The organism is Brevundimonas sp. GW456-12-10-14-LB3 (genome assembly GCF_059424365.1).
Map to the genome: position 1 here is coordinate 1 of NZ_JBWKZJ010000053.1, position 14,185 is coordinate 14,185.

Here is a 14,185-nt window from a genome sequence, read left to right on the forward strand (position 1 = left end):
GCCCAACAGTGACGCCCCCTGACAGGACGCCCCCGATGAACCGAGTTCTGAAAGTCGCGCTGATCTGCGGCGTCGCCGCCACCATGGCCTCCTGCGGCGCCGTCAGTCGCAACCTGCCCTTCGGTTTGGGCAAGAAGGGCGATCCTAAAGCGACGGCGTCCGAAGGTCAGCGCATCTCTGTGCTGGAGTTCGAACAGCAGCTGGCGCCCTCGGCGGCCTTGTCCGGTCGGACCTATTTCCTGCCGGGTCCGCAGGCCGCGACGGCCTGGACCCAGCCGGGCGGCACGGCGGAAAACCTAGTCGAACACGTCATCGCCGCGCCGGACTTCAAGATCGCCTGGAAGCGCGACATCGGCCGCGGCTCGGCCCGCGTCGGCAACGTCATGGCGCCCATCGTCGCCGCCGACGGCAAGATCTTCGTGCTGGACGGCGAATCGACCGTGTCGGCCGTTTCCGCCGACACGGGCGCGGTTCTGTGGAAGACCGACGTGAAGAACGGCGAGCGCGACCGCAACGGCGGTTTCGGCGGCGGCGTCGCCGTGGCCGGCGGCAAGGTCTTCGTTTCCTCCGGCTATCGCTCCATGACGGCGCTGGACGCCAATACCGGGGCCGTCGCCTGGACCCAGCCGGTAGACGCCCCCATTCACGGCGCGCCGACGGTGGTCGGTTCGCACGTCTTCGTCGTGGACGTGGACAGCCAGCTGTTCGCCTTCGACGTCAACACCGGCGCCCAGGACTGGACCTATCGCGGCATCGCCGAGCCGGCTCGCGTGATGCGCGCCTCCAGCCCGGCCGTCACCGGAAACACCGTCATCGCTCCCTTCGCCTCGGGTCAGCTGGTGGCGCTGAGCGCCCTGAACGGCCAGTCCCTGTGGGAACAGACCCTGTCGCGCACCAGCCGCACCAGCGCCCTGTCCGAGGTTCGCGACGTGGCCGGTCGCCCCGTGATCAGCCGCGGCATGGTCTATGGCGTCAGCCATTCAGGCGTGCTGTCGGCTCTGGACCTGCGCTCGGGTCAACCCAAATGGCAACTGCCGGTCACGGGCGTGAACGCGCCCCTGCCGGTCGGCGACGTGGTCTTCGTCGTGTCCAAGTCCGGCGAGCTGATCACCGCCAATCGCGACACCGGCCAGATCTACTGGACTCGCGAGCTGAATGAAGGCCGCGCCCGCAAGGTCGGCGGCTTCCTGCGCTTCGGCCGTCGCACCATCACGCCGCAGTGGTCCGGCCCGCTGCTGGCCTCGAACCGTCTGGTGATGGTCAACTCCTACGGCGAAGCGGTCGCCTTCGATCCGAAGACGGGCGTCGCTCAGACGACGTTGAAGCTGGGCGCGCCCGCCTATATCGCGCCTGCGGCCTATAACGGCGCCCTTTATGTGCTGACCGACACCGGTCAGCTGATCTGTATCCGCTGATTTTCAGCCAGAATTACGTTAGAAGGCCGACATGGCTCTGAAGGTCGCCATCGTCGGCCGCCCCAATGTGGGCAAATCGACACTGTTCAATCGTCTCGTCGGCAAGCGCCTCGCGCTGGTCGACGACCGGCCCGGCGTGACCCGCGACCGGCGCTATGCCGACGGCAATATCGGCGACATGGACCTGACGCTGATCGACACGGCCGGCTATGAGGACGTCACTGACGAAAGCCTCGAGGCGCGGATGCGCGAACAGACTGAGGCGGCCATCGACGACGCCGAACTGATCCTGTTCATGATGGACGCCCGCGAAGGCGTGACTTCGCTGGACCGGATCTTCGCCGAACGCCTGCGCAAGGTGCACAAGCCGATCATCCTGCTGGCCAACAAGTCCGAGAGCCGTGAGAGCGGCGGCGGCGTGGGCGAGGCGCACGCCCTGGGTTTCGGCGAACCCGTCGCTATCTCCGCAGAGCACGGCGAGGGCATGGCCGACCTCTACGCCGCCCTCCGCGCCGGTTCGGAGGACATCTTCGTCGAGGAGATCGACGAGCCGGACAAGCCGATCCGCATCGCCGTGATCGGCCGGCCCAATGCGGGCAAGTCCACCCTGATTAACCGTCTGATCGGCGACGACCGGCTGCTGACGGGGCCGGAAGCCGGGATCACCCGCGACTCCATCTCGGTCGACTGGACGTTCGAGGGCAAGAACATCCGCCTGATCGACACGGCCGGGATGCGGCGCAAGGCCCGTGTTCAGGAGAAGCTGGAGAAGCTGTCGGTCGCCGACACCATCCGCGCCATCACCTTCGCCGAGGTGGTGATCCTGGTCATGGACAAGGACGACGCCTTCGACACCCAGGATCTGCAGCTGGCCGATCTGGTAGAGCGGGAAGGCCGAGCCCTGGTCTATGTCGCGTCGAAATGGGACCTGGAAGACGAACCCCAGTCGCGGCTGGCCAAGCTGAAGACCCTGGCGGAAGACAAACTGCCTCAGTTGAAGGGTTCGCCCTTCGTGGCCCTGTCGTCGCACTCGGGGCGGGGCGTTGAGCGGCTGATGCCGGCGGTGCTTCAGGCCTATGACACCTGGTCGGTCAAGGTGAAGACCAAGGATCTGAACACCTGGCTGTCCATGGCGACCCAGCGGCACCCGCCGCCCGCCGTGGACGGCAAGCGGATCAAGCCGAAATACATCGCCCAGACCAAGGCCCGTCCGCCCACCTTCGTGCTGATGGCCAATCGGGCCGAGGCCATGCCGGATCACTACAAGCGCTATCTGGTGAATTCGATCCGGGAGAGCTTCGACCTGCCGGGCACGCCGATCCGCCTGAACGTCAAGTCCAGCGGCGCCAATCCCTATGCCGAGGGCGGCGCCAAGTCCGGCCCGGAACGCTACAAGGGCGACGCCAAGACCGCGCCGCGCCGCGTCAAGAAGGCCGAGAAGGAAGAGGCCTTGTCCAAGCTGCCCGGCAAGGCGCTGGAGCAGAAGAAGACCCGCAAGGCCCAGCCCAAGGTGCTGGGCGGCCTGAAGGCCAGCGCGTCCAAGAAGGCCGGATCGTCTGTTGCGATCCAGAAGGGCGCGCGCGGCGGGGCCCGTCAGGTGTCGCGCTCAGGCCGCATCCGCACCGGCCAGAAGGGCGGCGCCAAGAAGTGACCTCATGAGCGAGGTCGCGTCCGTCCTTCCCGACCGGCCGACCTCGCGCTGGCTGATCTTGGACGGGCAGGGGCGGGTGCTGCTGTTCCGCTTCGCCTTCGCCGACGGCCCCCTCGCCGGATCCGAATTCTGGGCCACGCCGGGCGGCGGCTGCGATCCGGGCGAGACCTACGAGGACGCCGCCCGCCGCGAACTGTTCGAGGAGACGGGCCTGATCGTCGCTGATCCGGGCCCCCAGGTCGCCCGCGTCCGCGTCAGCTTCCGCCTGCCCGACGGCCGCATGGCCGACGTCGATCAGCGCTTCTTCCTGCTCCGCAGCGACGACTTCGACCTGTCCTCCGCCGGCTGGACCGAGACGGAGCGGCGCGTCCTGGCCGAGCACCGCTGGTGGAGCCTCGACCAGATCCGCGCCTCCACCGAGACGATCTGGCCCCAGGAACTGGCGGACATTCTGGAGCGGCTGACGCCGATGGCGAGGGGTGTTGATCAAGGCTAGGGTCTTGGTCCGCCTCGTTCGCCATGCCCGCCCTGATCGTCGCCATCCTGTGGATCGGATAGGCTGAGTGCGGAGCAAGCACGGGAGTCGCGGCTGTCTGACGTTCCCTCCGATGGCGTCCTTTTTCGATAGGGATATTCGTTTGCAATCATAGTGCTTGCAGCAAGGCCCACTGCGGCGCTTGATCCGTCGAGGATAGGAGAACACCATGACGACGTCCCCGATTTTCGATCTTCAAGCGGTGCAAAAGGTGCGTAAGGGCGCCGTGCTCATCGCCCTGCTGGGTCTGGTGGGCCTGACGATGGTGTCCCAGTCCGCCACGGGCCTGGACAGTCCGCTTCACGAAGGCGTCGAGGCCGTGGGTCTGGCCGCCATTGTCTTCGCCATCGTCGGCCGGGCCTGGTGTTCCCTCTATATCGGAGGGCGCAAGAAGGCCGAGATCGTCTCGCGCGGCCCCTATTCGATCAGCCGCAATCCCCTCTATATCTTCAGCTTCTTCGGCGCCTTCGGCATCGGCGCCCAGAGCGGCAGCCTGACGCTGGCGGTGCTGTTCACCCTCGCGTCCGTGGCCGTTTTCTATCTGACTGTTCGCCGCGAAGAGGCCTGGCTGGGCGCGACCTTCGGCGCCGCCTATGCCGATTACAAGGCGCGGACGCCTCGCTTCCTGCCTGACTTCACCCGCTGGCATGACGAACCGGAGCTGTCGGTGCGGCCGAGCTTCTTTCTGACCACCATTAGAGACGGGCTGGTCTTCCTGCTCGCCATACCGCTGTTTGAGGCCGTGGACCTGGCCCAGGCCCAGGGATGGCTGGCTGCTGTGGTGCGCCTGCCCTGATTGGCGGGGGCACAGACCCCTGGCTTCACTCGCCGTCAGACCAAGGCTTCCGTCGTCGGCCCGGCCCTCCAGTCGCGGAAGCGGATCGTCGGCGGCGGCGTCAGGTCGCCCCGCGCCAGGTCAACGACCAGGGGGCCGATTTCCGACGGATGGGGCAAGGTCTGCGGGTCTTCGCCGGGGAAGGCCTGGGCGCGCATGGCGGTGCGCATCCGACCGGGATCGACGATGCTGACACGGATCGGGGTGCTCTCCACCTCGTCCGCCCAGGCCTTCATCAAAGCCTCGGCGCCCGCCTTGGTGGCGGCGTACATGCCCCAGAAGGCCCGGGGCGTGGTCGCGACGCTGCTAGTGAAATGGATCGCCCGCCCGGCGTCCGAGGCGCGCAGCAGCGGCTCCAGCGAGCGGATCAGCCGGTAGACGGCCGTGAAGTTGACCTTCTCGACCTTGGCGAACTCGCGCGGATCGGCGTGGGCCACCGGCGTCAGGCCCGACGGCCCCATGGTCGCCGCCGCCTGGACCCAGATGTCCAGTTTCTTGAACCGTTCGAAGATCGCTCCGCCCAGCCGGTCGATCCCCCCTCCATCGACCAGGTCGAACGGGACGAGGGTCGCGTGTTTGCCGGTCGCGGCGAAAACGGCGTCGTCCAGTTCCTCAAGCCCGCCTTGTGTCCGGGCTGTAGCCACCACGTGCGCGCCAGCCTTGGCCAGGGCGAGGGCGCTCTCATAGCCGATGCCGCGCGAGGCCCCGACGACGAGGGCGATACGGTCTTTGAGGGGCAGGTCTGACATCCGCCATGATTAGCGTGCGTTTGCGGCGGCCGCCAAGCGGGATCGAGCGTGCGGCGATCACAGGCTGAAGCTGACGCCCTGATGTGACTCAGTTTCCGCCGAACGCCGCTTTAGCGAGGCCGTATGACGCCGTAGCGGCGACCAAGATCATCACCGACCCGACGCCCTGCCAAACCATCGACGGCACGCGAAAGCGGCGCTTGCCGAAGAGCAGCTGCCCGGCGCCCAAGCCCGTCGTCAACCCAGCGAGGGTGGAAGGCGACAGGGCGGACTGGTTTGCCGCCAGGATCAGGTTGAAGACGAAGAACATCCCGACAATCGCCAGAAGGCGGCCGCCAAACCTGATCAGGAAGAGCCTCCCCTCCTGCAGCTGGCTGTTTTGAACTGGGTTGTGCGTCATCAACCCGTGATCATCATGCGCTGACCAGCAGCGAAAGTTGTCGCGCCGAAAACTCCCGGCCGCCTTCCTCGATCTCGCGGTCCAGCAGGCGGGTGGGGTAGTCGCCGGTGAAATAGTGGTCGGTGAACTGGGGCGCGTCGTTGTTGCGGCCCGTCTCACCCATGGCGCGGTAGAGACCGTCGATCGAGAGGAAGCCGAGCGAGTCGACTTCCAGCAGTTCGCGCATCTCTTCCAGCGTCTTGTTGGCGGCCAAAAGTTGCGCCCGTTCCGGCATGTCGATGCCGTAGAAGTCGGGGAAGAGGATCTGCGGGCTGGCTGACCGCAGGTGGACCTCCTTGGCGCCCGCGGCGCGGACAGCGCGGACCAGTTTGACCGACGTGGTGCCGCGCACGATGGAGTCGTCGATCAGCACGACCCGCTTGCCGGCCAGGGCAGACTTGTTGGGGCTGTGCTTCATCCGCACGCCCTTCTGCCGGGCGCCCTGGCTGGGCTGGATGAAGGTGCGGCCCAGATAGTGGCTGCGGATGATGCCCATCTCGTAGGGGATGCCGCTCTCCTGGGCATAGCCCAGGGCGGCGGGCACGCCGGAATCGGGCACCGGCACGACGATATCGGCGTCCACGCCCCATTCGCGGGCCAGACCCCGGCCCATTTCCTTGCGGACCTCATAGACCGAACGGCCGTTCACGACCGAGTCGGGACGCGAGAAATAGACGTATTCGAACAGGCAGGGGCGAGCGGCGCGCGCGGGGAAGGGTTTGATCGATTCGACGCCGTTCTCGTCGATGACCACGACCTCGCCGTGTTCGACGTCGCGCACGAAGGTGGCGCCCATCATGTCCAGGGCGCAGGTTTCGGAGGCCAGGACCCAGGCCTCGCCCATCTGGCCCAGCACCAGGGGGCGGATGCCCAGAGGGTCGCGGGCGCCGATCATCTTGTGGCGGGTCTGGGCGACCAGGGCGTAGCCGCCCTCGATCCGCGCCAGGGCGTCTATGAAGCGATCGACGATCTTGGCCTTACGGCTGCGGGCGATCAGGTGAAGGATGACTTCGGAGTCCGAGGTCGACTGGAAGATGGCGCCTTCGCTGACCAGCTGGCTGTGCAGGAATTTGAAGTTGGTCAGGTTGCCGTTGTGGGCGATGGCGATGCCGCCCTGGTCCAGGTCGGCGAACATCGGCTGGATGTTGCGCAGGAAGGACCCGCCGGCGGTGGAGTAACGGGTGTGGCCGACAGCCGCGCGACCGGGCATACGGGTCATCAGGTCGGCGCCGCCGAAGGCCTCGCCGACCAGGCCCTGATGGCGTTCGGTGTAGAAACGTTCGTCCTTGATGCTGGCGATGCCGCAGGCTTCCTGGCCGCGATGCTGCAGGGCGTGGAGGCCCAGGGCGACGACGGCTGAGCCCTCGTCCTCGTCCGCGCCCCAGACACCGCAGACGCCGCACTCCAAACGGAGCTGATCGTCCTCCGGCTCGCGCCAGTGCTCGCGGTGAACGACGGGATCGGCGATGTGGTGGCGCATCGTGGGGCTCCGATGACCGGGGGAAACTTACGGGGCGGCTTCGCGCGGCGAGTTAGTCTCGGATTGCGTCCGAGGCAAGGCTTCGTCGTTCGAAAACCCTTTGCGCACGGATGAATCCACCACAGGCGTGATCGCATCGGCGCCGCGCCCGATGCCGGGCAGGACGATCTGAATGGCGCGGGCGCCGACGGCGCTGACCTTGTAGAGCGCCGCCTGGGTCAGCCATTTCGGCGTCCGTTCGCCCGGCATGGCGGCCACGATGACCAGATGGACGGCGCCCAACAGGACCAAGGCCCGGCCTGCGCCGACGAACACTCCGATGAACCGGTCGATTCCTCCCAACTGCGGATGGGCCTGGGCCTGTTTGGACAGGAAGGAGCCGAAGATGCGGATGCCGAAATAGACGACCATGAAGGTCACGATCGCCGCCAGGATCGTCCCGGCCCAGTCGGGATTGACCAGGGCCCGCCCCAGCATGGCCGTCCAGGGCAGGGTCACCAGGGCGATCAGCGCCGCCAGCAGGGCGCTGAGCAGGGTGATGATCTCGCGCACCCCGCCGCGCACCCAGCCGGCGGCGGCGGAGAACAGGATCACCACTATGGCGAAGACGTCGTAACCGGTCACTCAGAGGTCCAGAAACTGTTGCGCCCGTCTAATAGCGGTTTTGCGAGATTCGTTCGACCACATCCGTCAACCGCGTCGCCGACGTCACCTTGACCCCGTTTGTCTTCCCCGCGCTCTGGGGGAGGGGCGGGCACAGCAGATGGTCGAAGCCCAGCTTCTGAGCCTCGCGCAGCCGCGCCTCGGCTCGGCCCACGCTGCGGACCTCGCCCGACAGGCCGATCTCGCCGAAGACGACGCAGCCTTGGGGCAGGGGCATGTCCAGGGCCGAACTGATCAGGGCCGCCGCTGCGGCCAGGTCCGCCGCCGGCTCGTTGATCCGCAGCCCCCCGGCCACGTTCAGATAGACGTCCTTGTCCCCGAAGCCCAGGCCGCACCGGGCCTCCAGCACCGCCAGCAACATGGCCAGCCGACCGGAGTCCCAACCGACCACAGCCCGCCGCGGCGTGCCATAGGCGGACGGCGCCACCAGGGCCTGGATCTCGACCAGAACGGGCCGCGAGCCTTCGATCCCGGCGAAGACGGCGGCGCCGGGCGCCCGGTCCTTGCCCTCGCCCAGGAAGAGGGCCGATGGATTGGCGACTTCGCGCAGGCCGCTGTCGCCCATTTCGAACACCCCGATTTCGTCGGTGGCGCCGAACCGGTTCTTGCCGGCGCGCAGGATGCGGAACGGATAGCCGCGCTCGCCCTCGAAGGTCATGACGGCGTCGACCAGGTGTTCGACCACGCGCGGCCCGGCCACCTGGCCGTCCTTGGTGACGTGGCCGACCAGAACAACGGCGATCCCTTGCGTCTTGGCCAGTCGGACCATTTCGCCGGCGCAGGCCCGGACCTGGGTGATGGAGCCCGGTCCGCTCTCATGGACGTCGGACCACAGGGTCTGGATCGAATCGACGATGACGATGTCGAACTGTTCGCGCTTCAGCGTGCCCAGGATGTCGCGCAGCGCCGTCGCCGCCGCCAGATTGACCGGCGCCTGCTCCAGACCCATCCGCTTGGCCCGCGCTCGGATCTGCTCGACGGCCTCTTCGCCCGAGATATAGGCGATACGCCCGCCGCGAAGCGCCGCCTTGGCCGCCACCTCGAGCAGCAGGGTGGACTTGCCCACGCCCGGATCGCCGCTCAGCAGGATGGCCGAACCCGGCACCACCCCGCCGCCGCAGACCCTGTCGAACTCGGCCACGCCCGTCGTGATGCGGGGCGGTTCGGGGGTGTCGGATTGAAGGGTTTCAAACTGCAGGCCGCGTCCGCGCGCCGAAGCGGCCGCCGAAGGCTTGATCGCGCCCGGCGGCGCGGAACGGCTCTCTTCGGTCAGGGTGTTCCACTGCCCGCACGATGAACACTGACCCGACCACTTGCCGTGGACCGAGCCGCAGGATTGACAGACGTAGAGGGCGGAATCGCGAGCCATGGACTTCCTTAGCAGAGACAGCCGACGTCGGGTGACGGGCCGAGCTTCGGGCCTTCATCGGCCTCTTCTACGTCAGTCGCGGTCGCATTCGCCTCAATAGGCGCGAGGCACCCGGTCGCCGATTGCAGTCAATAGTTCATAGCTGATGGTTCCGGCCGCGGCCGCCGCCTCATCCAGATGACGGTTCGCGCCGAAAAGCTCGACCCGATCGCCGACCGCGACGTCCAGGCCGGTGACGTCCAGGGTGCAGACGTCCATCGACACCCGGCCCAGCAGAGGGCGGATCTCGCCCGACACCCAGGCGGCGCCGCCTTGTCCATAGGCCCGCATGACGCCGTCGGCATAGCCCGCAGCCACCACGGCCGCTCGCACGGGACGGTCGGCGACGAAGCCTCTGGAATAGCCGATGCTTTCCTCCGCCCTGACGTCTCGAACCTGCAAGACCTCGGCGGTCAGGGTGGCGACGGCGGCGATCCTGACATCTGGCCGACCCTGCGGCCCGCCGCCATAGAGACAGACGCCGGGGCGCACGGCGTCGAAGCTGTAGTCCCGCCCCAGAAAGCAACCGCCCGAATTGGCCAGGGATCGCGTGATGCCCGGATATCGCGCGGCCGCCGCCGTGAAGGCGTCGCGCTGGCGCCGGTTCATCGGCTGGTCCGGTTCGTCGGCGCAGGCCAGGTGACTCATGACAAGGTGGAGGCCCTCGAACGGCTCCGGCGCGTCTTCGGGGCGGAACCCCAGCCGGTTCAGGCCGGTGTCGATCTGGATGCCGCAGGCGCCGCCGCCGACCTGGCTCCAAGCCTGCATCTGTCGGGGCTGGTTCAGCACTGGACGCAGGTCCGCCGCCTTCAGCACGCCGGCCGCCCCGTCGTGGCAGCCGTCCAGCACATAGATGACCGGCGCATCGCCCAGCGCCGCCCGCAAGGCCAGGCCCTCATCGGCGCGGGCGACGAAGAAGGTCCGCGCCCCCTCGGTCATCAGCCGGGTCGCACAGGCCTCGGCGCCCAGCCCGTAGGCGTCGGCCTTGACCACCGGATGAACCGGCGCGCCGGTCACGGCTTCCAGCGTGTGGAAGTTGCGGGCCAGGGCGTTCAGATCGACGGACAGCAGGGCGGGGGAGGGCATGGCGGCCTTATGGCGCAAGTCGGCGGTTAGGGAAGAGCCCTATTCGTAGCTGACTTCCTCATAGCCGTGCGCCAGGTTGCCGAAGCGGACCGTGTCGGCGTCGAAGGCCAGTTTGACGATGCCGATCGGGCCGTGGCGCTGCTTGCCGATGACGACCTCGGCCTGGCCTTGCAGCCGGTCCATGTCCTGCTGCCATTGCAGGTGTTCCTCAGTGCCTTCGCGCGGCTCGGCCCGGCCCAGATAGTAGCTCTCGCGATAGACGAACATCACGCAGTCGGCGTCCTGTTCGATCGAGCCGGACTCCCGAAGGTCCGACAGCTGGGGCCGCTTGTCGTCGCGCTGTTCGACCTGACGCGACAGCTGCGACAGGGCGATGATCGGGACGTTCAGCTCCTTGGCCAGGGCCTTGAGGCCGCCGGTGATCTCGGACACTTCCTGAACGCGGTTCTTTTGCCCGCCGCCTTCGCCGGTGGTCACCAGCTGAAGATAGTCGACGATGATTAGGTCCAGCCCGTGCTCCATCCGCTTCAGCCGCCGCGCCCGGGCGGCCAGCTTGGAGATGGAGATGCCGCCGGTGGCGTCGATGTAGAGGGGCGCCTCGCCGATTTCGACCGCCGCGTCGCGCAGCTTGCCGAAATCCGAGGCGTCGATCTCGCCCTTGCGCAGCTTGTCGGAGGAGACGCCGGACGCATCGGCCAGGATCCGCGTGGCCAACTGTTCGGCGCTCATTTCCAGCGAATAGAAGGCCACCACCCCGCCGTTGACCGTCTTGCGGCCCTCCGGCGTCGGCTCCCACTGATAGGCGCGGGCCACGTTGAAGGCCATGTTGGTCGCCAGAGCCGTCTTACCCATCGACGGGCGTCCGGCGAGGATCAGCAGGTCGGATGGGTGCAACCCGCCCAGTTTTCGGTCCAGGTCGTGCAGGCCCGTGGCCAGACCGGCCAGCTTGCCCTCGCGCTGATAAGCTTCCGCCGCCATCTGAACGGCGCCGGACAGGGCGTGGGAAAAGCTGACGAAACCGGACGAGGGCTTGCCCGTCTCGGCCAAAGAATAAAGGGTTTGTTCGGCCTGTTCGATCTGTTCGTCGGCGGGGACGTCCGGATTGGGCGCCTCCTTGATGATTTCACCGCCGATGCGGATCAGGTCGCGGCGCAGGGCCGTGTCATAGACGACGCGGGCGTAGTCTGGGGCGTTGGCCGCCGGCGGGGCTCGGTCCACCAGATCGGCGAAATAGCGCAGGCCGCCGAACTCCTGGAAGGCGGGGTCCTGTTTGAACCGCTCCATCAGGATGGTCGGCTCGGCCAGCATGCCCTGACGGATATGATCCTCGATGGCGTCGAACAGCCGCTGGTGGAAGGGCTCGTAGAAGTGGGAGCCGCGCAGACGGTCGCTGAGACGCTCGAACACCCCGTTGTCGAACATCAAGGCGCCGAGCAGCGCCTGTTCGGCCTCCAGGTTATGAGGCATGGAGGCGACGCCGTTGGAGTCCAACGGGGAGGACGAGAAGGGCAGGGGGGCGAAGGCGTTCATTGTCTTAACGCTCTATCCCTCACACGCGCCTGCGTCAGTCGCGGACGCCGCCGCGACGGTGGACAGATCGTCCGCCCTGTGGGTGAACGGGAATTGTTCAGGCGGAACCCAGGCGGCGGCCGACGTCCCGCCGCCCATGGTCCGTGCGCGAAAGAAAAAGGGACGTTCCGAAGAGCGTCCCTGATCTCAGGACGGACCGGCTCACCAGTTCAAGGCGATACGGCCGTACACGAACCGGCCGTTGAAGCCGTAGGGCGAGAAGTTGGAGAAGGGGAAGGCGCCCGATGTGTTGTTGGCGCGCTGAGCTTGGCGGGGATATTCGTCCAGCACATTGTCCGCCCCTACCGCCAAGGTCAGACGATCGTTGAGGGCGTAGCGCGCCTCCACGTCGACGACCACGCCGACGCCAAGCTCCAGATCGGTCGCCTCGGTCGCGCCAGGAGCCAGGACGTCGCCATAGCCGGTCACGCGGAAGGTGCCACCCAGCCGGGCGCGGGTCCAATCCGTCTGGAAGACCGTCTTCCACGGCGGCGTGCCCTCTTCGAACCGCAGTGTCGCCTGGCGCGCGAACAGCGAGACCGGGGTCGGCAGGATGCCCGAGCGGGTCTGGGGCGTCTTGGTCACGTCGAAATCATTGACGTTCGCCGCCAGGGTGAAGTCGAGCGAGCCGACGTCGGCCAGAACCCGGTAGCGCGCAACCACGTCCAGGCCGGTCGTCTCGGTGTCCACGCCATTGATGAAGAAGCGGGCCGCTGTGGCGCCATAAGGCTGAAGCAGATCGAAGATGGCGCGGGCGTTGGTTCCAGGCGCCGCAGTGGCGCTGCCGGTCAACGTCTCTGACAGGATGATCCGATCCTCGATGTCGATGCGATAGGCGTCGGCCGTCAGTTCAAAGGGACCGCGACGGTAGACCAAGCCCAGCGAATAGTTGGTCGATGTCTCGGCCTTAAGAGGCGTGCCGCCAAGCGCGACGCCGACCGGGCTGACCGAGGGGAAGGTGCCGGTCTCATAGGGAACGTTGTTTATGTAGAGGATCGCCGTCTGGGTGAAATACTGCTGTTGCAGGCTTGGCGCGCGGAAGCCGGTCGATAAGGCGCCGCGAACAGCGAAGGACGGGGTGAAGTCGTACCGCGCCGCCAGCTTGCCCGAAACATTGTCGCCGAAGTCCGAGTAGTTTTCGTACCGCACAGCCGCCGAGGCGGTGAAGCGTTCGAACAGCTCGCCTTCCAGATCGACATAGGCGCCGATGTTGTTGCGGTCTTCGTCGACCTCATTGGCGGGGGTGAAGCCGGTGAAACCGCGCGAGCCCCAGCTGAGATCCACGCCGCCGACGTTCAGGAAGGTCCCGCGCTGATAGGAGTTGGGTTCGCCCGCGCCGATCTGATAGGACTCCCGCCGGGCCTCCAGGCCAAAGGCGACGTTCAAGGGGGCGTAAAGGCCGACGTCATAGGCGCGGCTGGCGTCAATACCCAGCACCAGCTGATCATAGGCCAGGGAACCGGCGTAGAACTTGGTCGGGGAGGTCGGTCCCAAAGAGGGGTTCAGCGTGTTTTCAACGCTGAAGTCGATCTCGTTCTTGCCGTAGCCCAGGTTGATGTCGATGTCGAAGCCCCCCGCCTGGCCCTTCAGCCCGGCGGCGGTGGTCCAGTCGGTCGTGTCGGTCAGAATGTAGGGCAGGTAGCCGTCAGGATAGACGCGGCCAGAGGCGTAGGCCGGGTTCTGGGCGTTGTCGGTCGGCGTGCGATAGAAGGCGGCGGCCGAGGCGTCGCGGGTCTGATAGCCGACCCAGCCATAGGCTTCCCAGCCCGCAGCCAGGGGCTTGCCGGCGTTCAGATAGACGGCGAGATCCTCAGACTCAGGATCGCCCTGGGCGCCGCGCACCTGAGACGGGCTGAAGCGGGGGTCCAGGTCGCTTCGGTTGGTGCGTTCCCGGTCCCGATATTCTACTGAAGCCGTCAGGAAGCCGTCCGAGCCGAGACCGAACCCCTGCCAACCGGCGACGGTCAGGGCCTCGCCGTCCTTCAAATCCTGGCCGCCGCCGTAGAAGCCGGTATAGTCGGTGCGATAGCCGCCGTAGGTGACGCTGGCGCCGCCGCCGCTGGAAGCTTTGCGCAGGCGCAGGTTCAACACGCCGGCGATGGCGTCAGAGCCGTATTGCGCTGCGGCGCCGTCGCGCAACACCTCGATACGCTCGATCGCGGTGGAGGGAATGGCGTTCAGATCGACAGCGGCCGAACCGCGACCGACCGAGCCGTTGGTGTTCACCAGGGCGGTGGCGTGACGGCGCACGCCGTTCACCAGCACCAGGGTCTGGTCTGGCCCTTGTCCGCGCAAGGTTGCGGGACGGATCGAGTCAGTGCCGTCGGTGGCCGAGGGGCGGGGGAAGTTCAGGGC

The 14,185-nt window shown here is 67.1% G+C and carries 12 protein-coding genes; 4 read left to right on the forward strand and 8 right to left on the reverse strand.

Features of this window, described 5'->3' with window-relative positions; all coding sequences use genetic code 11:
• Positions 1-35: 35 nt before the first annotated feature.
• The 4 genes from AC07XS_RS14975 (at position 36) to AC07XS_RS14990 (ending at position 4,397) form a co-directional block, all read left to right on the forward strand.
• Positions 36-1,415 carry an outer membrane protein assembly factor BamB family protein gene (locus AC07XS_RS14975; protein ID WP_182715078.1) on the forward strand — a complete coding sequence of 460 codons (1,380 nt, stop codon included), beginning with the start codon at positions 36-38 and terminating at the stop codon, positions 1,413-1,415.
• 31 nt (positions 1,416-1,446) lie between these two features.
• Positions 1,447-3,066 (forward strand): ribosome biogenesis GTPase Der, encoded by a 1,620-nt coding sequence (gene der / locus AC07XS_RS14980; protein ID WP_182715077.1) that lies wholly within the window; start codon positions 1,447-1,449, stop codon positions 3,064-3,066.
• A 4-nt stretch (positions 3,067-3,070) separates the two neighbouring features.
• Entirely contained in the window at positions 3,071-3,562 is a 492-nt protein-coding gene (locus tag AC07XS_RS14985) for an NUDIX hydrolase (protein WP_054766025.1), read from the forward strand.
• A gap of 208 nt (positions 3,563-3,770) precedes the next feature.
• Positions 3,771-4,397: a methyltransferase family protein gene (locus AC07XS_RS14990; RefSeq protein ID WP_182715076.1), complete on the forward strand. Its 627-nt coding sequence runs from the start codon at positions 3,771-3,773 to the stop codon at positions 4,395-4,397.
• Positions 4,398-4,432: 35 nt separating this feature from the next.
• Here AC07XS_RS14990 and AC07XS_RS14995 read toward each other — a convergent pair whose 3' ends face one another.
• The 8 genes from AC07XS_RS14995 to AC07XS_RS15030 all read right to left on the reverse strand — a co-directional run.
• Positions 4,433-5,185 carry an SDR family NAD(P)-dependent oxidoreductase gene (locus tag AC07XS_RS14995; RefSeq protein ID WP_182715075.1) on the reverse strand — a complete coding sequence of 251 codons (753 nt, stop codon included), beginning with the start codon at positions 5,183-5,185 and terminating at the stop codon, positions 4,433-4,435.
• 88 nt (positions 5,186-5,273) lie between these two features.
• Positions 5,274-5,588, reverse strand: coding sequence for a hypothetical protein (locus AC07XS_RS15000; protein ID WP_182715074.1), 315 nt, complete (start codon positions 5,586-5,588; stop codon positions 5,274-5,276).
• Positions 5,589-5,598: 10 nt separating this feature from the next.
• A complete protein-coding gene (gene purF / locus AC07XS_RS15005; RefSeq protein ID WP_182715073.1) occupies positions 5,599-7,104 on the reverse strand; it encodes an amidophosphoribosyltransferase in 1,506 nt (501 codons plus the stop codon).
• Between the two features lie 27 nt (positions 7,105-7,131).
• Positions 7,132-7,728, reverse strand: a complete 597-nt coding sequence (locus AC07XS_RS15010) for a CvpA family protein (protein WP_054766020.1) — start codon at positions 7,726-7,728, stop codon at positions 7,132-7,134.
• A gap of 28 nt (positions 7,729-7,756) precedes the next feature.
• A complete protein-coding gene (gene radA, locus AC07XS_RS15015) occupies positions 7,757-9,136 on the reverse strand; it encodes a DNA repair protein RadA (protein ID WP_182715072.1) in 1,380 nt (459 codons plus the stop codon).
• 93 nt (positions 9,137-9,229) lie between these two features.
• Positions 9,230-10,261 (reverse strand): alanine racemase, encoded by a 1,032-nt coding sequence (alr, locus tag AC07XS_RS15020; RefSeq protein ID WP_182715071.1) that lies wholly within the window; start codon positions 10,259-10,261, stop codon positions 9,230-9,232.
• A 39-nt stretch (positions 10,262-10,300) separates the two neighbouring features.
• Entirely contained in the window at positions 10,301-11,791 is a 1,491-nt protein-coding gene (locus tag AC07XS_RS15025; protein WP_182715070.1) for a replicative DNA helicase, read from the reverse strand.
• Between the two features lie 201 nt (positions 11,792-11,992).
• Positions 11,993-14,185: TonB-dependent receptor (locus AC07XS_RS15030; protein WP_182715069.1), on the reverse strand; the 2,193-nt coding region annotated here is incomplete at its 5' end.